The organism is Streptomyces sp. NPDC043876 (assembly GCF_056435825.1).
Genome location: NZ_JBWKDV010000001.1, coordinates 46,302 through 67,921, shown reverse-complemented (window position 1 = coordinate 67,921; position 21,620 = coordinate 46,302). Strand labels below are relative to the sequence as shown.

Annotated in this window: 21 protein-coding genes and 1 riboswitch; of the genes, 9 read left to right on the top strand and 12 right to left on the bottom strand. The window is 72.8% G+C overall.

Going from position 1 to position 21,620, the window contains the following annotated elements:
* Window positions 1-59: 59 nt before the first annotated feature.
* Together AC0693_RS00310 and hisN are read right to left on the bottom strand one after the other, a co-directional pair.
* Window positions 60-470 carry a CBS domain-containing protein gene (locus tag AC0693_RS00310; protein WP_356414056.1) on the bottom strand — a complete coding sequence of 137 codons (411 nt, stop codon included), beginning with the start codon at window positions 468-470 and terminating at the stop codon, window positions 60-62.
* 109 nt (window positions 471-579) lie between these two features.
* Window positions 580-1,383, bottom strand: coding sequence for a histidinol-phosphatase (gene hisN, locus AC0693_RS00305; RefSeq protein ID WP_356413990.1), 804 nt, complete (start codon window positions 1,381-1,383; stop codon window positions 580-582).
* A 142-nt stretch (window positions 1,384-1,525) separates the two neighbouring features.
* Between hisN and AC0693_RS00300 the strand changes: the two genes are divergently transcribed.
* Window positions 1,526-2,077, top strand: coding sequence for a TetR/AcrR family transcriptional regulator (locus tag AC0693_RS00300; protein WP_356413987.1), 552 nt, complete (start codon window positions 1,526-1,528; stop codon window positions 2,075-2,077).
* Here the strand turns inward: AC0693_RS00300 and AC0693_RS00295 are convergent.
* The 4 genes from AC0693_RS00295 to AC0693_RS00280 all read right to left on the bottom strand — a co-directional run bounded on the left by AC0693_RS00295 (window position 2,043) and on the right by AC0693_RS00280 (window position 5,726).
* Window positions 2,043-2,366 carry a DMT family transporter gene (locus AC0693_RS00295; RefSeq protein ID WP_330298490.1) on the bottom strand — a complete coding sequence of 108 codons (324 nt, stop codon included), beginning with the start codon at window positions 2,364-2,366 and terminating at the stop codon, window positions 2,043-2,045. The genes AC0693_RS00300 and AC0693_RS00295 overlap by 35 nt on opposite strands.
* 148 nt (window positions 2,367-2,514) lie before the next feature.
* Window positions 2,515-3,525, bottom strand: a complete 1,011-nt coding sequence (rsgA, locus tag AC0693_RS00290) for a ribosome small subunit-dependent GTPase A (RefSeq protein WP_356413984.1) — start codon at window positions 3,523-3,525, stop codon at window positions 2,515-2,517.
* 8 nt (window positions 3,526-3,533) lie between these two features.
* Entirely contained in the window at window positions 3,534-4,874 is a 1,341-nt protein-coding gene (gene aroA / locus AC0693_RS00285) for a 3-phosphoshikimate 1-carboxyvinyltransferase (protein WP_356413982.1), read from the bottom strand.
* Window positions 4,875-5,000: 126 nt separating this feature from the next.
* Window positions 5,001-5,726: a M50 family metallopeptidase gene (locus tag AC0693_RS00280; protein ID WP_468472019.1), complete on the bottom strand. Its 726-nt coding sequence runs from the start codon at window positions 5,724-5,726 to the stop codon at window positions 5,001-5,003.
* A 54-nt stretch (window positions 5,727-5,780) separates the two neighbouring features.
* On the opposite strand from AC0693_RS00280, the gene AC0693_RS00275 reads away from it, so the two are divergent.
* From AC0693_RS00275 to def, 8 genes are all read left to right on the top strand, one after another.
* A complete protein-coding gene (locus tag AC0693_RS00275) occupies window positions 5,781-6,596 on the top strand; it encodes an SOS response-associated peptidase (RefSeq protein ID WP_478800667.1) in 816 nt (271 codons plus the stop codon).
* 48 nt (window positions 6,597-6,644) lie between these two features.
* A complete protein-coding gene (locus AC0693_RS00270; protein WP_478800666.1) occupies window positions 6,645-7,304 on the top strand; it encodes an alpha/beta hydrolase family protein in 660 nt (219 codons plus the stop codon).
* 358 nt (window positions 7,305-7,662) lie between these two features.
* The gene (locus tag AC0693_RS00265) at window positions 7,663-8,307 is read left to right on the top strand and encodes a sigma-70 family RNA polymerase sigma factor (RefSeq protein ID WP_356413973.1); all 645 of its coding nucleotides are present in this window, start codon (window positions 7,663-7,665) and stop codon (window positions 8,305-8,307) included.
* The gene (rsrA, locus tag AC0693_RS00260; protein ID WP_478800665.1) at window positions 8,304-8,651 is read left to right on the top strand and encodes a mycothiol system anti-sigma-R factor; all 348 of its coding nucleotides are present in this window, start codon (window positions 8,304-8,306) and stop codon (window positions 8,649-8,651) included. Before AC0693_RS00265 ends, rsrA begins: the two co-directional genes overlap by 4 nt.
* A 190-nt stretch (window positions 8,652-8,841) precedes the next feature.
* On the top strand, window positions 8,842-10,341 hold the full coding sequence (locus tag AC0693_RS00255) for an HD-GYP domain-containing protein (protein ID WP_478800664.1): 1,500 nt from the start codon (window positions 8,842-8,844) through the stop codon (window positions 10,339-10,341).
* Window positions 10,338-11,747 (top strand): HD domain-containing protein, encoded by a 1,410-nt coding sequence (locus AC0693_RS00250; RefSeq protein WP_478800663.1) that lies wholly within the window; start codon window positions 10,338-10,340, stop codon window positions 11,745-11,747. Before AC0693_RS00255 ends, AC0693_RS00250 begins: the two co-directional genes overlap by 4 nt.
* 102 nt (window positions 11,748-11,849) lie before the next feature.
* A complete protein-coding gene (locus AC0693_RS00245) occupies window positions 11,850-12,836 on the top strand; it encodes a tetratricopeptide repeat protein (RefSeq protein WP_469319044.1) in 987 nt (328 codons plus the stop codon).
* Window positions 12,837-12,893: 57 nt separating this feature from the next.
* A complete protein-coding gene (gene def / locus AC0693_RS00240) occupies window positions 12,894-13,529 on the top strand; it encodes a peptide deformylase (RefSeq protein WP_469319043.1) in 636 nt (211 codons plus the stop codon).
* Window positions 13,530-13,611: 82 nt separating this feature from the next.
* On the opposite strand, the gene AC0693_RS00235 is transcribed toward def, so the two are convergent.
* From AC0693_RS00235 to AC0693_RS00210, 6 genes are all read right to left on the bottom strand, one after another.
* Window positions 13,612-13,737, bottom strand: coding sequence for a hypothetical protein (locus tag AC0693_RS00235; protein WP_356413955.1), 126 nt, complete (start codon window positions 13,735-13,737; stop codon window positions 13,612-13,614).
* 195 nt (window positions 13,738-13,932) lie between these two features.
* Window positions 13,933-14,961 carry a ribonucleotide-diphosphate reductase subunit beta gene (locus tag AC0693_RS00230; RefSeq protein WP_468472004.1) on the bottom strand — a complete coding sequence of 343 codons (1,029 nt, stop codon included), beginning with the start codon at window positions 14,959-14,961 and terminating at the stop codon, window positions 13,933-13,935.
* Window positions 14,961-17,345: a ribonucleoside-diphosphate reductase subunit alpha gene (locus AC0693_RS00225; RefSeq protein ID WP_356413949.1), complete on the bottom strand. Its 2,385-nt coding sequence runs from the start codon at window positions 17,343-17,345 to the stop codon at window positions 14,961-14,963. Before AC0693_RS00225 ends, AC0693_RS00230 begins: the two co-directional genes overlap by 1 nt.
* A 164-nt stretch (window positions 17,346-17,509) precedes the next feature.
* A riboswitch (cobalamin riboswitch) is annotated at window positions 17,510-17,641 on the bottom strand.
* 326 nt (window positions 17,642-17,967) lie between these two features.
* Window positions 17,968-18,165: a YbdD/YjiX family protein gene (locus AC0693_RS00220; RefSeq protein WP_356413946.1), complete on the bottom strand. Its 198-nt coding sequence runs from the start codon at window positions 18,163-18,165 to the stop codon at window positions 17,968-17,970.
* A complete protein-coding gene (locus AC0693_RS00215) occupies window positions 18,162-20,366 on the bottom strand; it encodes a carbon starvation CstA family protein (protein WP_478800662.1) in 2,205 nt (734 codons plus the stop codon). The genes AC0693_RS00220 and AC0693_RS00215 overlap by 4 nt, the downstream gene beginning before the upstream one ends.
* 245 nt (window positions 20,367-20,611) lie before the next feature.
* Window positions 20,612-21,376, bottom strand: a complete 765-nt coding sequence (locus AC0693_RS00210; RefSeq protein ID WP_330332537.1) for a GntR family transcriptional regulator — start codon at window positions 21,374-21,376, stop codon at window positions 20,612-20,614.
* Window positions 21,377-21,620 lie beyond the last annotated feature (244 nt).

Sequence of the window (21,620 nt, the reverse complement as noted above, 5' to 3'; positions counted from 1 at the left end):
GGCCGCAACCCCCACCGGGGTTGCGGCCCGTCGGCTTTCCCCCGGCGGCCGGGGGCGGCTCAGCGCAGGGGGGACGGGGCGGGCAGGACCGTGCGCCGCTGCGGCAGCCAGCACCGGATGATGTCGCGCACGGACACGATGCCCACCGGACCGCCGTCCTCCAGCACGATCAGATGCCGGAAGCCGCCGCGGACCATCGCCTCGGCGGCTTCGTTCAAGGTGGCGTCGGGCGAGCAGAACACCACGTCGGTGGTGGCGTGCGCGCTGAGGATCTCGCGGTCGGGGTCGTGCCCCGCGCCGATCGAGTTGAGGATGTCACGTTCGGTGAGGATGCCGATGCCGCTGTGTTCCGGATCGAGCACGACGGCCGCGCCGACGTGCCGCCCGGACATCAGGCACGCGGCCTGCCGGAGGGTGTGGGTGGGACCGAGGGTGAGGATCAGGGTGCTCATGGCGTCACGGACAAGCATCATGAAGACAGCCACCTCCTAGGGGTGAGACCCCCCGCCCGGTTCACAAACCCACAAGCGGAGGAGCCCCAGATTCCCACGGACACGGAGTGTCATCAAGAGGGCGCACTCAGTCGCGCGGGCGCAAGTACCCGAGCAGCTCATCGTGCAGGATGCCGTTGGACGCCGCCGCGTTCCCGCCGTGTACGCCGTCCACACCGTCCAGGCCGGTGAACCGGCCCCCCGCCTCCTGGACCACGATCGCGTTCGCCGCCATGTCCCACAGGGACAGCTCCGGCTCCGCACAGATGTCCACGGCGCCCTCGGCCACGAGCATGTACGGCCAGAAGTCGCCGTACGCCCGGGTCCGCCACACCGCGCGGGTCAGGTCCAGGAACCCGGGCAGCAGTCCGCGCTCCTCCCAGCCGCCCAGCGAGGCGTAGGAGAAGGACGCGTCCGCCAGGGAGCCCACTCGGGAGACCCCGATCCGGGTGCCGTCCGCCGGGCCGCTGCCCGTGTACGCCCCGCCGCCCTCGGCAGCCCACCAGCGGCGGCCCAGCGCGGGCGCGGACACCACGCCGACCACCGGCCGCCATGCGCCGTCCGCGCCCTCCACCATCAGGGAGATCAGCGTGGCCCACACCGGGACCCCGCGCACGTAGTTCTTCGTGCCGTCGATCGGGTCGACGACCCAGCGCCGCGGGCCCGTCCCCTCGACCCCGTACTCCTCGCCGAGGACCGCGTCGTGCGGCCGCGCGGCCGCGATGCCGGCGCGGATCAGCTCCTCCGCGGCCCGGTCGGCCTCGCTCACCGGCGTCATGTCGGGCTTGGTCTCGACCTTGAGGTCGAGTGCCTGGAAGCGGGCCATCGTGGCCGCGTCGGCGGCGTCGGCCAGCTCGTGGGCGAGGCGCAGATCATCGTCATACTCGGACATGGCCGAACAGTACCGAGATCGGATCGGCCGGACCAACGGTGTCCACTGCCGCCCCGCGACCGGCCCGGCGGGCGGCCGACGGCGGCCCTTGACAGCTCTTCCGCACGCGTCAACGCTGACGGACAGACGAGCGGAGGCGAAGATGCCGGCAGCGCGGGAGTCCTTGCTGGAGGCGGCGGGAGCGGCGCTCGCGGCGCGCCCGTGGCCCGTCGTGCGGATGGTCGAGGTGGCCGCCGCGGCCGGGGTGTCCCGGCAGACCCTCTACAACGAGTTCGGCGGCAAGGACGGCCTGGGCCGCGCGCTGGTCCGCCGCGAGACCGACCGCTACCTCGCCGGGGTCGACCGGGTGCTCGGCGCCGGGGCGGGCGACCGGGAGCGGATGGCGGAGCTGGCGGACTGGACCGTGCGCTCCGCCGGCGCGCGCCCGCTGTTACGGGCCCTGCTCACGGGGTGCTGGGACGCCCGGCTCCCGCTGCTCGTGCCCGGCCCGCGGCCGGAGGAACTCGCCCGGGCCGTGCGGGACCGGGCGGCCGCCGCGCTGGCGCCGGGGGAGTGGAGCGCGTACCGCTGCGAGCTGGTCGTGCGCCTGGCCCTGTCCTACGTGATCGCGCCCGCCGGGGACGCCCCGATGGCGGACCTGCTGGGGCTGGGCGCCGGGTTCAGTGCGTGGAGCCGGACAGCTGGAGACCGATGACGCCGAGGATGACCAGCGAGATCGAGACCAGCTTGAGGGTGGACACCAGGTCGCCGAGGAAGACCATGCCGTAGATGGCGGTGCCCGCCGCGCCGATGCCCGTCCAGACCGCGTAGGCCGGGCCGACGTCGAGCTTCTTCAACGCCAGGGTGAGCAGGCCGAAGCTGCCGAGCGCGAAGCACGCGAAGGCGATGGTCGGCCACAGCCGGGTGAATCCGTGGGACAGCTTGAGGCAGACCGCGAAACCGGTCTCCAGGATTCCCGCGACCACGACGAGCAGCCACGCCATGTCGAATGCCTCCCCGCGCTGGTGCGGCCCGGCTCGCGCCGTCGCCACTTGGTGCGATTATGCATTTACCGGACACGGCGTCCGGCAAACCCCGGCGGACGATCAACCACCGTCCGCGGACGGCAGGCCGGCCGCCCCCGCCGCCCGGTCAGTCGCCTTCGCGGCGCTCCCGGGTCTCCAGCAGCCGCCGCAGCGAATACAGCCGCGCCGGATCCGCGTGGCCGTCCTCCACCCACTGGTCCAGCGCGCAGTCCGCCTCGTCGTGACTGCAGGCGCGCGGGCAGCCCTCGGTGCCCGGGACCAGCTCCGGGAAGGCCAGGATCACCCGGGACGGATCCACGTGGTGCAGGCCGAAGGAGCGCACGCCCGGGGTGTCGATGACCCAGCCGTCGCCGCCCGGCAGCGGCAGCGCGAGCGCCGAGGTGGTGGTGTGCCGGCCGCGGCCGGTCACCGCGTTCACGACACCGGTGGCGCGCTGGCGGCCCTCGGCGACCAGCGAGTTCACCAGCGTGGTCTTGCCGACGCCCGAATGGCCGACGAAGGCGGTGATCCGCCCGTTCAGCCGCTCGCGGACCCGCTCGGCCGCGTCCCCGGTCGCCAGCTCCTCGCGGTTGGTGACGACGTAGTTCAGGCCGAAGGTCGAGTAGATCTCCAGGATCTTGTCCGCGGAGGTCAGGTCGGACTTGGTGAGCACCAGCAGCGGTTCGAGCCCCGCGTCGTACGCCGCCACCAGGCAGCGGTCGATCATCCGGGGCCGCGGCTCCGGATCCGCCAGGGCGGTCACGATGGCCAGCTGGTCGGCATTGGCCACGACCACGCGCTCGTAGGGATCGTCGTCGTCGGCGGTGCGGCGCAGCACCGACTTGCGCTCCTCGATCCGCACGATCCGGGCCAGCGTGTCCTTCTTGCCCGTCAGGTCGCCGACGATCCAGACCCGGTCGCCGACCACCGCCGCCTTGCGGCCCAGCTCGCGGGACTTCATGGCGTGGATCGTGCGGCCGTCGACCAGGCAGGTCAGCCGGCCCCGGTCCACGGTCAGGACGAAACCCTCGGCGGCGTCCTCGTGCTTGGGGCGGATGTTGGTCCGCGGCCGGTTGCCCTTGGGATTGGGCCGCTGGCGGATGTCGTCCTCGTCGGTGTTCTTGCCGTACCTGCGCATGACGGTCCCTACGCTCCCGCTCCCGACAGCATCTCTGCCCACATCTTCGGGAAGTCCGGCAGCGTCTTGGCCGTGGTGGCGACGTTCTCGATCAGCACGCCGGGCACCGCCAGGCCGATCACCGCGCCGGCGGTGGCCATCCGGTGGTCGTCGTAGGTGTGGAAGGTCCCGCCGCGCAGCGGGCGCGGGCGGATGTGCAGGCCGTCGGCGGTCTCGGTGACGTCGCCGCCCAGCGCGTTGATCTCCGCGGTGAGGGCCGCCAGCCGGTCCGTCTCGTGCATCCGCAGGTGCTGCACCCCGCGCAGCACGGACTCGGAGTCCGCCAGCGCGGCCACCGCGGCGACGCCCGGGGTCAGCTCGCCGACGTCACCGAGGTCCACGTCGATGCCGTGGATCTTGCCGGTGCCGGTGAACACCAGGCCCGCGTCGGTCAGCTCGCACGAGCCGCCCATCTCGGTGAAGATCGCGCGCAGCGCGTCGCCCGGCTGGGTGGTGCGCCGGGGCCAGTCGGGGATCGTCACCGTGCCGCCGGTGATCAGCGCGGCCGCCATGAAGGGCTGCGCGTTGGACAGGTCCGGCTCGACGACCATGTCGCGGCCCAGCAGCGCGCCGGGCGTCACCCGCCACACGTTCTTCTCGCCGCCCGACTCGGGGGTGTCCACCTGGGCGCCGGCCGCGCGCAGCATCTCCACCGTCATCCGGATGTGCGGCATCGACGGCAGGTTGCCGCCCACGTGCCGGACCTCGACGCCCTGGTTGAAGCGCGGGGCGGAGAGCAGCAGGGCCGAGACGAACTGCGAGGAGTTGGAGGCGTCGATCTCGACCGTGCCGCCCTCCAGGGCGCCCGTGCCGTGGACCGTGAGGGGCAGCGCGCCGCGGTTGTCGTCGTCGATCCGGGCACCCAGGGTGCGCAGCGCGGTGATGACCTCGCCGAGCGGGCGCTCGTAGGAGCGCGGGTCCCCGTCGAAGCGGATGTCGCCCGCGGCCAGGGCGGCGACGGGCGGCAGGAAGCGCATGACCGTGCCCGCGTTGCCGACGTCCACGGTCGCCGGGCCGTGCAGGCCGGCCGGGATGACCCGCCAGGCCTCGCCGGTCTCGCCCTCACCGGCGGAGCTGGAGGAGACCGTCTCCTCGATGCCCACGCCCATGGCCCGCAGCGAGTCCGCCATGAGCTGGGAATCCCGAGAGCGCAGCGGCCTGCGCACCCAGCCGGGCTCGGAGGACAGGGCGGCCAGCACCAGGGCCCGGTTCGTGACCGATTTGGACCCGGGAACGGTGACGGTGGCCAGGACGGGCCCCTCGGCGAGGGGGGCGGGCCAGAGGGCGGACGGCGCGGGGGTGTCGGTCATGGCCCTCACTTTAGTTGGTCGGGCGCGACCCGGATCTTGATCGGCGGGCGGGTCTCAGCGGGTGGGCACCGGACGGGCGCGCGGGCGGGCGGCGCGCGCGCCCGGCGGCCCCGGCGCGCGCCGGGCTCACAGGCCCAGCAGCCAGCGCCCGCCGCCGATCAGCGAGCAGAGCGAGACGGCGTGGAAGAGCAGCAGCCACATCACCGGGTGCACGTGGGTGAGCCGTCCGAGCTGGTCCGCGTCCGAGTCCGGCGCCCCGCCCCCGCGCCGCTTGCGCTGGAGCTCGAAGACCGGACGCACCCCGCCCAGCAGCAGGAACCACACCACCCCGTACGCGAACGCCGCCTGCACCTCCGCCGGGGCCAGCCAGGACACCAGAAGGAACGCACCGCCGCTGAGGAAGACCGTCAGCACCCCGTACGCGTTGCGGATCATCGCCAGCATGGCCAGCAGCAGCGCGGTGGCCACCCACAGCAGCAGCGTGATCCGGTGCGCCGCCAGCAGCCAGGCGCCGCCCAGCCCCAGCAGGGACGGCGCGGTGTACCCGGCGGCGGCCGTGAGGATCATGCCGATCCCGCTCGGCCTGCCCCGGCTCACGGTGAGCCCGCTGGTGTCCGAGTGCAGCCGGATCCCGTCCAGCCTGCGCCCGGTCAGCACCGCCACCAGCCCGTGGCCGCCCTCGTGCGCGATGGTCACGGCGTTGCGCGAGACCAGCCAGAGCGGGCGCGGCGCCACCACGGCCAGCGCCACGACGGCCGCGGCGATCACCAGCCAGGTCGCGGGCGCGGGCTGCAGGCCGGTGAGCCGGTCCCACAGGCCGGCCGCCGATATGGTGCTGTGCGTGTCTTCCACGGCGGTGCCGGCTCCCTTGCGGTGGCGATCGGGTGTCATGGCAGTCTGGCAGCCATGTGCGGACGGTTTGCAGCGAGTCGTGAGCCAGAGGAGCTGGCGGGTGTCTTCGGCGTCGAGCGGTGGGAGCCCGCGGAGGCCCTGGCGCCCGACTGGAACGTCGCGCCGACGAAAGAGGTCCTCGTCGTCCTCGACCGTCCGCTGAAAGACGCGCCCGAGCAGCGTCCGGTTCGCCAGCTGCGCGTCCTGAAGTGGGGACTGGTCCCTTCCTGGGCGAAGAGCCCCGAGGGCGCCGCCCGGATGATCAACGCCCGGTCCGAGACCCTGCACGAGAAGCCCTCCTTCCGGCGCCCCTTCGCGCGGCAGCGCTGCATCGTCCCCGCCGACGGCTACTACGAGTGGGTCACCGCCCACGACGAACGGGAGCTGGAGGTCGAGGGCAAGAAGAAGCGGGCCCGCAAACAGCCCTACTTCGTGCTCCCCGCCGACGGCTCGGTCTTCGCGATGGCCGGCATATACGAGTTCTGGCGCGACCGGACGCTGCCCGACGACCACCCGCTGGCCTGGTGGGCCACCTGCTCGGTGATCACCGCCGAGGCCGAGACCGCCCCGCTGGCGGCGCCGCCCGCCGAGGGGCCCCGCTCGCTCTCCGACATCCACCCCCGGATGCCCCTCATGCTGACCCCGGACCGCTGGGACGCCTGGCTCGACCCGGCGCGCACCGACGAGGCCGAACTGCGCGCCCTGCTGGAACCGCCGCCGGGCGGCCTGATGCGGGCCTACCCGGTCTCGACCTCGGTCAGCAGCGTCCGCAACAACGGCCCCGAGCTGCTGACGGAGCTGGAAGCGCCCGAGGAAGCCACGCTCTTCTAGCCGCGCCCGCTGCCGCACCCCCCGCCCCCGCCCCGGCAGGATGGGGGCATGACCACGCGCACGCAGCACGTCCGAAGCGTCGCCACCCCGGCGGGCGAGGCCCGGATCACCTGGCACCCGGCCGCGCGGCCGCGGCTGGTGCTCGCCGTCGGCCACGGCGCGGGCGGCGGGATCGAGGCCCGGGACCTGGTCGCGCTGGCGGCCGCGCTGCCCCCGCGGGGGATCACCGTCGCCCTGGTGGAGCAGCCCTGGCGGGTGGCCGGCAAGAAGGTGGCGGCCGCGCCGAAGGTCCTGGACGCCGGGTGGCGGGCCCTGTGGCCCGCGCTGGCGGAGCCGGGGCTGCCGGTGGTGGCGGGCGGGCGCAGCGCGGGGGCCCGGGTCGCCTGCCGGACCGCCGGGGAGCTGGGGGCGGCCGGGGTGCTGGCGCTGGCCTTCCCGCTGCATCCGCCGGGCCGGCCCGAGAAGACCCGGCTGGCGGAACTGCAGGGCGCCGGACGGCCGACGCTGGTGGTACAAGGCGGCCGGGATCCCTTCGGAAACCCCGCGGAGTTCCCGGTCCCGGGCGCGGGGGACACGTACCGGCTCGTGGAGGTGGCGTACGGGGACCACGGTTTCGCGGTGCCCAAGCGGGCGGAGGTCACCCAGGAGGAGGCGCTCGCGGTGATCACGGACGCGGTCGCGGGCTGGCTCGACGGGCTGCCCCTGTGAATTTTCCGGGACCGCCGTGAATGCGATCGGGTAAGGACCTGACACATTTCCCGGGCTTGTGACCCACCTCGCATTCAAGCCGTTTCCGCGCTCCCCGGAAACTGCGCGGGCGCCGGGGAATGCCGTGCCCCGGCCCCGCTGTTGAGCGGGATGTCGGAACGTACGGGATCTCGCCTTGGAGAGGGAGCGCATGAGCCAGGTCATCAGTCAGAACCGTCCGCAGGCCGCGGCCGGCCTGGAGTGGACGGTGCTGCCCGGGTCCAGGCACGGCGCCCTCCGGGCGGCGGATGGCCGGGAAGGTCGACTATTCTCCGATTCGAGCGGGTCCGCTTTCGGAGCCGCCACGCTGTCGGAGGAGGTGGGTCCTGTCGCTGGGACCGACGAAGGCCAGGCGGAGGAGACGACCCCGGAGCGCAACGCGCGCTTCGAGCGGGACGCCCTCGGCTACCTCGACCAGATGTACTCGGCCGCGCTGCGCATGACGCGCAATCCGGCCGACGCCGAGGACCTGGTCCAGGAGACGTACGCGAAGGCGTACGCGTCCTTCCACCAGTTCCGCGAGGGCACCAACCTCAAGGCGTGGCTCTACCGCATTCTGACGAACACCTTCATCAACTCCTACCGCAAGAAGCAGCGCGAACCCCAGCGCAGCGCGGCGGAGGAGATCGAGGACTGGCAGCTGGCGCGCGCCGAGTCGCACATGTCGACCGGTTTGCGTTCCGCCGAGTCGCAGGCGCTCGACCACCTGCCCGATTCGGACGTGAAGGAAGCGCTCCAGGCCATTCCGGAGGAGTTCCGCATCGCCGTCTATCTCGCCGACGTAGAGGGCTTTGCGTACAAGGAGATTGCGGACATCATGGGTACACCCATCGGTACGGTCATGTCGCGACTGCACCGTGGACGCCGCCAACTCCGCGGAATGCTGGAGGACTACGCCCGTGAGCGCGGGCTCGTCCCCGCCGGCGCGGGAGAGTCGAACGACCGGAAAGGCTCGGACTCATGAGCTGCGGAGATCCGCACGAGACGGAATGCTCTGAGGTCCTGGACCACCTGTACGAGTTCCTGGACCGGGAAATGCCGGACAGCGACTGCACCAAGTTCGAGGCGCACTTCGGCGAGTGCAATCCCTGCCTGGAGAAGTACGGGCTGGAACAGGCCGTGAAGAAGCTGGTCAAGCGCTGCTGCGGTTCGGACGACGTGCCGCAGGACCTGCGCTCCAAGGTGATGGGCCGCATCGAGCTGATCCGCTCGGGGCAGGCCGTACCCGACCACGACGTCACCGCCGGTCCGACGGCCGCCGCCGGGCCCACGGCCACCTCCGGTCCGGCCGGTCCCGCGGCGGGCTGATCCCGCTCGTCCCCTCCTGAACGGCCACCCCCGGAAAGAGCCTTCGTTCACCCGAAGGTGCTAATCCGGGGGCGCCCGGACAGCCCAACGGGACAATCCGGCCCCCTCCGCACGGGCCCCCGCCTATTCTCCCCTTCCGGTACGGGTGCGATCCCGTACCCGGTTCGAAGGCACCGGGGAGGAGGGCGCCATGCGGGTACTTCCGCCGGCGGCGCGCGTCTACCTCCTCTGCGCCGTCCTCGGGGCCCTCGCCTGCCTCCTGCCCGCGCCGCCGCGCTCCGGCGCGCCGTGGGCGACCGTCGCCGCGCTCGGCGGGCTCTACCTCGCCTGCGAGCTGGCGCAGCTGCGCCCCGGGCCCGGGGGGCGGACGTCCGCGGGCATCGGGTCCTTCTTCCCCGTCGTCCTCGCCGCCGTCTTCCTGCTGCCGCCCCCGGCCGCCGCCCTGGTCGCCGTACCGGGCGCGCTCGCCGGCAGGGTGCTCCAGCGGCCCGCCGCGGTGCGCCGCGTGTGGCACGCGGCCCAGCAGGCACTGGCCGCCCGCGCCGCGGGCGAGGTGTACGGGCTGCTGGGCGGCCACGCGGCGCCGGGCGGCGCGGGACCCGCGGGCCGGGTGGCGGACTTCCCCCACGTGCTCCTGCCGGCGGCCGCCGCGGCCGTCGTGTTCTGCCTCGTGCTCACGGCCCTCGAAGCGGGCGTCCTGGCCGCCGCCGAGCGGCGGCCCGCGGCGAGCGCCTGGCGCGGGCCGCTCGCCCGCTCGCTCGGCCCGCACTGCGTGCACGGCCTGGCCGGGCTGATGATGGCCGTCATGTGGTGCAGCCCGTACGGCCCGCCCGCCGCGCTGCTGGTGCTGCTGCCGATGTACATCTCCTGCTGGGTCTTCGCCCAGTACCACCGCGAACGCGCGGCCCACCAGGCCACCATCCGCGCCCTCGTCCAGGCCGTCGACATCAAGGACCGCTACACGCGCGGCCACAGCGAGCGGGTCGGCCAGGCCTCCGCGATGATCGCCCGCGAACTGGGCATGGCCGAGGACCGCATGGAAGTGCTGCGGATCGCCGGGATCCTGCACGACGTCGGCAAACTCGGCGTGCCCACCCGGCTGCTGCGCAAGGACGGACCGCTGACCCCGGAGGAGCGCCGGATCATCGAACTCCACCCGGAGTACGGCCACGAGATGGTGCGCGGCATCGGCTTCCTCGGGGAGGCCCGGGCCGCGATCCTGCACCACCACGAGCGGGTGGACGGCTCCGGCTACCCCTACGGCCTGACCGGTGAGCAGATTCCGGTGCCCGCCCGGGTGGTGGCGGTGGCCGACGCCTTCGACGCGATGACGTCCACCCGCTCCTACAGCCGGGCCCGGCCGGTGCCGACCGCGCTGGGCGAGCTGGAGCGCTGCGCCGGCGCCCAGTTCGACCCGGTCATGGTGGGGGCCCTGGTCCGCGCGATCGGACGGCACGGCTGGCACCCGGTGGTCACCTCCGACGACCACCTCCAGGTCATCCCGCGGACCCCGCCGGCGCCGGTGCCCGCGCCCGGTCCGCCCACCGCCCCCGAGCTGCGCGACGGCCCGCCCGGCCTGTCGGGGCTGCCCGCCCAGGGCGAGCCCCGCGGCCGGTCCGGTGCCACGGGACCTGCGGCCCGCGGCGCCGGCCCGGCCGGGAGCACGGGACCGGCCGGGGGCCGGGGGTGAGGGTCCGGGGGGCCGGGGCCCTCCGCGCGGCCGCCGCCGCGCTGACCCTTGCCGCGCTCGGGGACACCCTGTGGCACGGCGTGCGCGACCCCGGCACCGCCCTCTGCTTCGGCATCCTCATCACCCTCGGCGAACTGGCCCGCCGGGACTCCGGCGATCCCCGCGGCCCCCGCGAGCCGCGCGGTTCCCGGGACCTCCCGGGCCCGGGGGAGGTCCACGCCCCCCACGGCCCCGGCGGGCACCCGCGCGCCGGGGACCGCCATCCCGCCCCCCTGGGCTCCGCCGGAGCCCTCGCCTACGCGCTGCTCGGGCAGAGCGCCGGGGCGCCCACCCACCACGGCGTGCTCCAGACCGTCGCGGTCGTCGTCGCGGCCGCCCTCGCCGGGATCGCCGTCCACGTCGCCCGCGGCCGCGGGCCCGCCCTCGACCACGTGGCCCGCCGGGTCCTGACCGTCGGCTTCGCCGCCGCCTGCTTCCAGCCCCTCTACAACTCCGGGCGGCTGGAGCAGCTGGTCGGCCAGGGCCCGTACCTGGTCCTCTTCCTGCTCCTCCTGCTCGGCCTCACCGCCCTGTGCGACGCGGTCCTCGCCGCCGCGCTGGTGGGACTGCGCACCGGGTGGCCGTACGGGCCGCTGCTGCGGGACGAGCTGCGGGCGCTGCCCGGCGCCGGGTCCGCGATCTGCGCCACCGGCGTCGTGATGTCCCTCGGGGTGGCGGTCGCCGGGCTGTGGGCGCTACCCGTCCTGAGCGTGCCCCTGCTGCTCACCCAGATGTCCTTCCGCCGGATCGACGCCGTCCGCACCACCTACCGGCAGACGATCACCTCCCTGGCCCGGGCCACCGAGATCGCCGGGTACACCCGGCCCGGGCACGCCCGCCGGGTCGCCGGCCTCAGCTGCGCCGTCGGCCGCGAGCTGGGCCTCTCCGAGCGGGAGCTGACCGTGCTGGAGTACGCGGCCCTGATGCACGACATCGGGCAGCTCTCCCTGGTCGACCCCGTCCCGGCCGGTGCCACCGCCGCGCTGCCCGCCGCCGAGGCCCGCCGGATCGCCGCGCTGGGCGGGGAGGTGGCCCGCCAGACCGGGGTGCCCGCCGAGGTCGCGGTCGTCGTCGAACGCCAGGCCGATCCCTACCGCGACCAGCCGGTCCTGGCCCGCATCGTGCGGACCGCCAACGCCTACGACGACCTGGTGGGCGGGGACCGTCACCCGGGCGGCTCACTGGCCGCCCTGGAGCGGCTGCGCCTCGGCACGGCCCGCGACCACCATCCCGAGGTCGTCGAGTGCCTCGCGCGGGTGCTGCGGCGGAGCGCTTCGAGGCGCGATGGTGCGCGCCTGGAGCGGCCGGAACGGGATGCGCGGGGGCGCGGCGGACGTGCCAGAGTTGTACCTGGCCGACCTGGGTAACCCATGGGTAATGAGCGCCCGTATCCGTGGACATGGTTGGATGCGAAGTGAGAGTGTCCGCAAGGCTGCACTGTTGCATCGTTGGACCGGCAGGCGGGAATCGTGAGGATCTTCGGGAAGGTACGGCATCGGCCGTCCGCCTCGTGGCGGCAGGCCACCGACCGCGCGTTCACGCTGATCGGCGACGGGCGGTACGAGGACGCGGGTGCGCTGCTCACCAGAGCGGCGGACCTGGAGCCCTGGCTGTCCGAGTCCTGGTTCAACCTGGCCCTGCTGCACAAGTTCCGGCACGACTGGGAGCAGGCGCGGGCCGCCGGGCTGCGCGCCGTGGCCCTGCTGGACCGCGAGTCGGGCGCTCCCGACTGGTGGAACGTGGGCATCGCCGCCACGGCCCTGCAGGACTGGCCGCTGGCCCGCCGCGCCTGGCAGGCGTACGGGCTGAAGGTGCCCGGTGAGGCCACCGGCTCCGGTGAGCCCGTCGGCATGGAGCTCGGCAGCGCCGCGGTGCGGCTCTCGCCCGAGGGCGAGGCCGAGGTGGTCTGGGGCCGCAGGCTGGACCCGGCCCGGATGGAAGTCCTCTCGATCCCGCTGCCCTCCTCCGGGCGGCGCTGGGGCGAGGTCGTCCTGCACGACGGGGTTCCGCACGGCGAGCGCGTGACCGCCGCCGGCCCCTCCTTCCCGGTGTTCGACGAGATCGAGCTGTGGGCGCCCTCGCCGGTGCCGACCTGGGTGGTGCTGCTGGAAGCGGCCACCGAGGCCGACCGCGACGCCCTGGAGCAGCTCGCCTCGGACGCGGGCTTCGCCGCCGAGGACTGGTCCTCCTCGGTCCGGCTGCTGTGCCGGACCTGTTCGGAGAGCGAGATGCCGAGCGGCGAGGGCGACGGGGACCAGCTCGATCCGCACGACCACAGCGAGCCCGGGCACCCCGGTCCGCTGGGCCACCGCACGACGGGATCGGGCTCCCTGTGGGTGCCCGAGCGCGAGTGCGGGATCGCGGCCCCGCCCGGACTGGTGCGCGGACTGCTCGACGGATGGGTCGCGGACAGTCCGGACAGCCGCGAGTGGCGCGATCTCGAAGAAGTCTGCTGACCGGGGGCCGTAGGCTGTACCGGCACATCGGTGACTTAGGGAAGGCGTACGGCGGACATGGCGCAGCAGGAGAACGAGGTCGTCGAGATCGTGAACGACGGGTACGTCGTGGACACCGAGGACTGTGCGGAGCGTGAGCTGGCCCACCGCGAGCGCGGGACCGCCCGTCCGATCACCGTGGTCGGCAACCCGGTCCTGCACCGCGAGTGCAAGGACGTCACCGAGTTCGGCGACGAGCTGGCGCGGCTGATCGACGACATGTTCGCCAGCCAGAAGGCCGCCGAGGGCGTGGGCCTGGCCGCGAACCAGATCGGCGTGGACGCCAAGGTCTTCGTCTACGACTGCCCGGACGACGACGGCAACCGCCACACCGGTGTCGTGGTGAACCCGAAGCTGGTCGAACTGCCCGCCGCATCGCGCGTGCTGGACGACTCGAACGAGGGCTGCCTGTCGGTCCCGACCGCCTACGCCTCCCTCGCCCGCCCCGACTACGCCGAGGTCGAGGGCCAGGACGCCCAGGGCAACCCGATCAAGGTGCGCGGCACCGGCTACTTCGCGCGCTGCCTCCAGCACGAGACGGACCACCTGTACGGGTACCTGTACATCGACCGGCTGTCCAAGCGCGACCGCAAGGACGCGCTGCGCCAGATGGAAGAGGGCACCCCGCGCTACGAGACGGTGCCCAACCCGTAGGACCCGTAAGGCAGTACGACGCAACCGCGCGAGGCCCCGCTCCGGGAAGAGGAGCGGGGCCTTCGCACGTGCGGCGGACGGGTCAGCCGCGCGACCCGTGGCCGATGATCGTCCAGCCGGTGTCCGTGGCGGAGGCGGTGGCCGCCGTACCGCCGAGCATCAGGGCGGTGAAGGCGAGGGCCGTGAGCATGCGGAGCGTACGAGACATGGAAACCCCTGTGGGTCGACTGCGGGGCCGGCCGGAGCGCTGTGCGGCGGGCTCTGGCCGGGTGGCCCCCACCGTACGTCAGCCTGCGTTGACGGGTGGGGGTGGAACGGGCCAAACGACCGGCGGAATCCGGTCAGGCCCCGCGGGGTGCGGGGCCCGGCCGGAGCCGCGGGCGGCGGACCGGGCGTCCTCGTCCTAGAAGTCCTCGTCCAGGTCGACGGTGCCCTCGACCGCGACCTGGTAGGCCGACGGGCGGCGCTCGAAGAAGTTGGTCAGCTCCTGGACGCCCTGGAGCTCCATGAAGGAGAACGGGTTCTGGGAGCCGTAGACCGGCGCGAAGCCGAGGCGGACCAGGCGCTGGTCCGCGACGCACTCCAGGTACGCGCGCATCGACTCGGTGTTCATGCCCGGCAGGCCGTCGCCGCACAGGTCGCGGCCGAACTGCAGCTCGGCGTCGACGGCCTCCTTCAGCATGTCGACGACCTGCTGCTGGAGCGCGTCGTCGAACAGCTCCGGCTCCTCCTTGCGGACCGTGTCCACGACCTCGAAGGCGAAGTTCATGTGCATGGTCTCGTCCCGGAACACCCAGTTGGTGCCGGTCGCCAGACCGTGCAGCAGACCGCGCGAGCGGAACCAGTAGACGTAGGCGAAGGCGCCGTAGAAGAACAGGCCCTCGATGCACGCCGCGAAGCAGATCAGGTTCAGCAGGAAGCGGCGGCGGTCGGCCTGCGTCTCCAGCCGCTCCAGCTTCTCGACCTCGTTGATCCACTTGAAGCAGAACTGCGCCTTCTCGCGGATCGAGGGGATCTCCTCGACCGCGTCGAAGGCCGCCGCGCGGTCGTCCGGGTCGGGGAGGTAGGTGTCGAGCAGCGTCAGATAGAACTGGACGTGCACGGCCTCCTCGAACAGCTGGCGCGACAGGTACAGCCGCGCCTCGGGCGAGTTGATGTGCTTGTACAGGGTCAGCACGAGGTTGTTCGAGACGATCGAGTCACCCGTCGCGAAGAACGCGACGAGGCGGCCGATCATGTGCTGCTCACCGGGCGTCAGCTTCGCCAGGTCGGCGACGTCCGAGTGGAGGTCGACCTCCTCGACGGTCCAGGTGTTCTTGATCGCGTCCCGGTAGCGCTCGTAGAAGTCCGGGTAGCGCATGGGACGCAGGGTCAGCTCGAAGCCCGGATCGAGCAGGTTCTTCTCGGCCGCGCTCTTGTGGGGGGAACTCATTACTGGCAGGCCTCGCAGGACTCGGGGTTCTCAAGGGAGCAGGCCAGCGCCTCGGCGTCGGCGTCGGCCTGCGGGAGCGCCACCGGGGTGGCGGCCTGCGCGGCGCGGGCGATCTTCGTCGCCGGGCGCGAGCGCAGGTAGTACGTGGTCTTCAGGCCCTGCTTCCAGGCGTACGCGTACATCGAGGACAGCTTCCCGATGGTCGGCGTCTCCAGGAACAGGTTCAGCGACTGCGACTGGTCGAGGTACGGCGTACGGGCCGCCGCCATGTCGATCAGGGCGCGCTGCGGGATCTCCCACGCCGTGCGGTACAGCGCGCGCACTTCGGCGGGGATCCAGCCGAAGCCCTGCACCGAACCGCTGGCCTCGCGCAGCGCCTCGCGGGTCTGCGCGTCCCAGACGCCGAGCTTCTTCAGCTCGGCCACCAGGTAGGCGTTGACCTGGAGGAACTCGCCGCTGAGGGTCTCGCGCTTGAAGAGGTTGGAGACCTGCGGCTCGATGCACTCGTACACGCCCGCGATCGAGGCGATCGTCGCGGTCGGGGCGATCGCGAGGAGCAGCGAGTTGCGCATGCCGGTCTCGGCGATCCGGGCGCGCAGCGCGTCCCAGCGCTCCGGCCAGTTCAGCTCGGTCGCGTAGTGGTCCGGGTGCAGGACGCCGCGGGCGGTGCGGGTCTGCTCCCAGGCCGGCAGCGGGCCGCTGCGCTCGGCGAGGTCGCAGGAGGCCTCGTACGCGGCCAGCATGATGCGCTCGGAGAGCTTGGTGGACAGCGCCTTCGCCTCGGGGGAGTCGAAGGGCAGCTTCAGCTTGAAGAAGACGTCCTGGAGGCCCATCGCGCCCAGACCCACCGGACGCCAGCGGGCGTTGGAACGCCCGGCCTGCTCGGTCGGGTAGAAGTTGATGTCCACCACGCGGTCGAGGAAGGTCACGGCGGTGCGGACGGTCTCGTCCAGCCGCTCCCAGTCGATCTCACCGGTCTCGGCGAGGACGAACGCGCCGAGGTTGACCGAGCCGAGGTTGCAGACGGCGGTCTCGCCGTCGTTGGTGACCTCGATGATCTCGGTGCACAGGTTCGAGGAGTGGACGACGGTGCCCGGCTCGGCGGTCTGGTTGGCCGTGCGGTTGGAGGCGTCCTTGAAGGTCATCCAGCCCTGGCCGGTCTGCGCGAGGGTGCGCATCATCCGGCCGTACAGGTCGCGGGCGGGCATGGTCTTGCGGGCCAGGCCGTCCGCCTCGGCCTTGCGGTAGGCGGCGTCGAAGTCGTCGCCCCACAGGTCGACCAGCTCCGGCACGTCGGCCGGGGAGAACAGCGACCAGTCGGCGTCGGCGTTCACGCGGCGCATGAACTCGTCCGGCACCCAGTGGGCGAGGTTCAGGTTGTGGGTGCGGCGCTGGTCCTCACCGGTGTTGTCGCGCAGCTCCAGGAACTCCTCGATGTCCGCGTGCCAGGTCTCCAGGTAGACGGCGGCGGCGCCCTTGCGGCGGCCGCCCTGGTTCACGGCGGCGACGGAGGCGTCGAGGGTCTTGAGGAACGGCACGATGCCGTTGGAGTGCCCGTTGGTGCCGCGGATCAGCGAACCGCGGGCGCGGATGCGGGAGTACGAGAGGCCGATGCCGCCGGCGTGCTTGGAGAGGCGCGCGACCTGGTGGTAGCGGTCGTAGATCGAGTCCAGCTCGTCGAGCGGAGAGTCCAGCAGGTAGCAGGAGGACATCTGCGGGTGCCGGGTGCCGGAGTTGAAGAGCGTGGGGGAGGAGGGCAGGTAGTCGAGGCGGCTCATCAGCCGGTACAGCGAGGCCACTTCCTCGACGGCCTGGACGCTCTCGTCCGCGGCGAGGCCGCAGGCCACGCGCAGCATGAAGTACTGCGGGGTCTCCACGACCTGGCGGGTGATCGGGTGGCGCAGCAGGTAGCGGCTGTGCAGGGTGCGCAGACCGAAGAAGCCGAAGCGGTCGTCGGCGCCTTCGGCGGCCGCGTGCTCGACGAGCGCGTCCAGCCGGGTCGCGTGCGTGGCGACGAACGCGGCGGTGCGCTCCGCGATCAGGCCCTCGCGGTGACCGACCGCGACGGACGCCGAGAAGGAGGTGGCCCCCTGGCCCGCGGCCTCTTCCGCGATCGTCAGCGTCAGCAGACGGGCGGCCAGCCGGGAGTACGCCGGGTCCTCCGAGATCAGGCCGGCGGCCGCCTCGGTGGCCAGGCCGCGCAGTTCGGCCTCGTCGGCCACGGAGCTGCGGCCCCGCAGCGCGGCGGCGGCGACCCGGCCGGGGTCGGTGTCGGCCAGGTCGGCGGTGAGGTCGGTGAGGGTGCGCAGCAGCGCGGCGCCGGGACCCTCGGTGGCCTCGGGCTGGGCGGACTCGGCGCGCGGTGCGGCAGGCGCGATGGTCACGTGGGGGGCTCTCCCTCGCTCGGCTCCGGACGACTCACGGGGCGGGGCGAGGGGGCTGCCGGGCGGGCACGGACGTGCGGGCCCGGGGCAGGGCTCGGCGCGTCTCCACACGGCGTCCACCGGCCCAACCGCGAGGCCCGGACGTATCGGCGTCCGGACCGGTCGGTCCGGGCGCACTGTCGGCAGGTCCTCGGACTTGCGGCAGCACCAATGGGTGGTTGGGTGCAGTTCATACCGTTGCGGGACAGTTCCGGATTCGCACCGGATTCCCCTGCGGCGACAGCGAGCACGAGCATACATGTGGGGGCCGCTCGTTGCGCGACCCCCACATGTTGTGTCGGCGCGGCTACAACTCCACCCGATGCGGCGGCGCGAGGACGGCCGGTACGGGCGTTCCGGCGCCCTCCGGGGCCCGGGTGGTCCGGCGGCTCCCGCAGGCCCCGTGGCCCCCGGCAGGGCCCCTCGGCGGTCCCTCCGGCGGGCTCGGGCAGGTCCCCCGGCGAGGCCGTGGGGGCGGCCGGCGACCGGCGACCGGGACCCCGCCGCCGACGGCCCGTCCCACGCGAGAGGCCGCCGGGTTCCCGGTCGGGGAATCCGGCGGCCTCCGGTTCGCGGTGGCTCCTCAGCAGCAGCGGAAGCCCTCGCGGGGGTCCGCCTCGCGGGCGTCGGTGCGGGCCCGCTCGAAGGCCCTGCGGGTGGGCACCTCGGCGTGCGGGTCGTGGGAGCGCGCGTGGGCGACGTACCGCTCGTAGGCGCTCTCGCCCGAGAACTCGCGGACGTAGAACCGGATCCGGCCCAGCGCCGCCCGGACGGCGCTCACGCCACCGGTTCCTTGACCCGGCCGCCGCCCGAGTCCAGACCCGCGGCGGCCAGTTCCGCCTTCTCGGCGGCCGTCGGGATCAGGCCGGCCGGAGCGATGATCTTCGACTCCGACCACGGGACCTCGGAGAGCTCCGCGCTCCCCGGGTCGCGGACGGCCTTCAGGCAGGTCCGCAGCGCGTCCAGCAGGACGATGACGATCAGGAGGGCGAAGACCGCGGAGAGGACCCCGTCGACCGTGGCGTTGGTGACCACGGTGTGCATCTGGTCCATGGTCTTGGCGGGCTTGAGCACCTTGCCCGCCTCGATCCCGGCCAGGTATTTGTCGCGCTGGGCGAAGAAGCCGATCGTCGCGTCGTCGGAGAAGATCTTCTGGTAGCTGGCGGTGAGCGTCACGGCCACGTCCCAGGCCAGCGGGACCGCGGTCACCCAGGCCCACTTGAGCCGGCCCGACTTCACCAGCAGCGTGGTGCAGACGGCGAGGGCGACGGCGGCGAGCAGCTGGTTCGCGATGCCGAAGAGCGGGAAGAGCTGGTTGATGCCGCCCAGCGGGTCCTTCACGCCGACCCACAGGAAGTAGCCCCAGCCGCCGACGACGACCGCGCTGGCGAACCAGACGCCCGGCTTCCAGCTGACGTCCTTGAAGGACTTGTGCAGGTTGCCCAGGGTGTCCTGGAGCATGAACCGGCCGACCCGGGTGCCCGCGTCGACCGTGGTCAGGATGAAGAGGGCCTCGAACATGATGGCGAAGTGGTACCAGAACGCCTTCATCGCGGTCCCGCCGACCACGGACGAGAAGATCTCCGACATCCCGAGTGCGAAGGTCGGCGCGCCACCCGTGCGGGAGAGCAGGCTGGTCTCGCCGATGTCCTTGGCCGCCTGGGTCAGCGCGTCCGGGGTGATCGAGAAGCCGAGGCCGCCGATCGCCTGGGAGGCCTCCAGGGCGGTGGTGCCGATCCGGCCGCTGGGGGCGTTCACCGCGAAGAAGAGGCCCGGCTCGATGATGCAGGCGGCGATGACCGCCATGATCGCGACGAAGGACTCGGTCAGCATGGCGCCGTAGCCGATGACCCGGACCTGGGTCTCCTTCTGGATCATCTTCGGGGTGGTGCCGGAGGAGACCAGCGCGTGGAAGCCGGACAGCGCCCCGCACGCGATGGTGATGAAGACGAAGGGGAACATCGAGCCGGCGAAGACCGGTCCGTCGCCGCGGGTGGCGAAGTCGGTGACGGCGGGCATCTTCAGCGTCGGCAGGGCGATGACCACGCCCACGGCCATCAGCGCGATGGTGCCGACCTTCATGAAGGTGGAGAGGTAGTCGCGCGGGGCGAGCAGCATCCACACCGGCAGCACCGAGGCGAGGAAGCCGTACCCGACCATCCAGATGACCAGCGTCTCCTTGTCGAGCGTGAAGACGTCGGCGAGGGAGGAGTCGGCGACCCAGCCGCCCGCGACGATGGCGAGCAGCAGCAGGGCGACGCCGATGAGCGAGACCTCGGTGATCCGGCCCGGGCGCAGCACCCGCAGGTAGAAGCCCATGAAGAGGGCGATCGGGATGGTCATGCCGATGGAGAAGACGCCCCAGGGGGAGTCCGCCAGCGCGTTGACGATGACCAGGGCGAGGACCGCCAGCAGGATGATCATGATCATGAAGACCGCGACCAGCGCGGCCGCGCCGCCGACGGGACCGATCTCGTCCCGGGCCATCTGGCCGAGCGAACGGCCGTTGCGCCGGGTGGAGAAGAACAGGGTCACCATGTCCTGGACCGCGCCCGCGAAGATCACGCCCGCGACGATCCAGATGGTGCCCGGCAGGTACCCCATCTGCGAGGCGAGCACCGGGCCGACCAGCGGGCCGGCGCCTGCGACGGCCGCGAAGTGGTGGCCGAAGAGCACCCGGCGGTCGGTCGGGTGGAAGTCGACACCGTTGTCGAGGCGTTCGGCCGGGGTGGCGCGGGTCTTGTCGACCTTCAGCACCCGGTCCGCGATGAAGCGCGCGTAGAAGCGGTAGCCGATGGCGTACGAGCCGAGCGCGGCGGCGAGCAGCCAGGCGGCGGAGATCTCCTCGCCGCGGGAGAGGGCGAGCACGCCCCAGCCGACGGCGCCGACGAGGGCGACGGCGGCCCAGACGGCGATGGACACGGGGGTGAGCCCCCCGCCTCCCGACCGCCCGGCGGTTGCTTCGGGTCCAGCTTCCGGCATGATCCTCGTCCCCTCGTCGATCATCTGCGCGCGCGCAGGGAATCTACGGGGACCACCCGGTGAACGAAAGCCCCCGTCCGCATAGCGGTACGTGAGTCAACTACGGTTCGCGGGGCGGGTCGACGCCGCGGGGCCTCGAACGTATAACGATGGCCGGCGGCATGGCGGGGGCCTGGCCGGAGGGCGTGGACGTGCGGCGGAGCGCGGACCGGGAACGCGCGGGAGAGCCGCGTTCCCGGCCGGGATCAGACCGCCGGCCGCTTGAGGCGGGCCACGAACTTGTAGCGGTCGCCGCGGTACACCGAGCGCACCCACTCGACGGGTTCGCCGTCGGCGTCCAGGGAGTGCCGGGAGAGCATCAGCATCGGCAGGCCCACGTCCGTACCCAGCAGCCCCGCCTCGCGCGGCGTGGCCAGGGAGGTCTCGATGGTCTCCTCGGCCTCGGCGAGCCGGACGTCGTACACCTCCGCGAGGGCGGTGTAGAGCGAGGTGTACTTGACCAGCGAGCGGCGCAGCGCGGGGAAGCGCTTGGCCGAAAGGTGCGTGGTTTCGATGGCCATCGGCTCGCCGCTCGCCAGGCGCAGCCGCTCGATGCGCAGCACCCGGCCACCAGTGGTGATCTTGAGCAGTCCGGCGAGGGTGTCGTCCGCCGTCACGTAGCCGATGTCGAGGAGCTGGGACGTGGGCTCCAGGCCCTGCGCCCGCATGTCCTCGGTGTACGAGGAGAGTTGGAGCGGCTGGGAGACCTTGGGCTTGGCCACGAAGGTGCCCTTGCCCTGGATGCGCTCCAGCCGTCCCTCGACCACCAGCTCCTGGAGGGCCTGGCGGACCGTGGTCCTGGAGGTGTCGAATTCGGCCGCCAGGGTGCGCTCCGGGGGTACCGGGGTGCCGGGCGGCAGGGTCTCCGTCATGTCCAGCAAGTGCCGCTTGAGCCGGTAGTACTTGGGCACCCGCGCCGTGCGAGTGGCTGCCCCGCCTTCCGGCTCCGTGGTCGCCCCTTCGGTGGCCATCGCCGCCCGCCTTCCCGACTCCAGTTTCGCTGCCGTCACCGGCTCCTCCGATATGTGCGGTCACATCGTGACACGGGCCGCGGGGCGGGCCTCGCCCCCACCTGAGGTGTCGGTCCGGTAACGGACCGAGCACCCGCTCATTAGACCCTTGACACCCCTAAAGGTCTAGGCCAAGCTCCGACTACTGGTCTAAACCAATATGGATCAGATCCCGGCCCCACGTGCAGTACTTCGCGTATGTCGC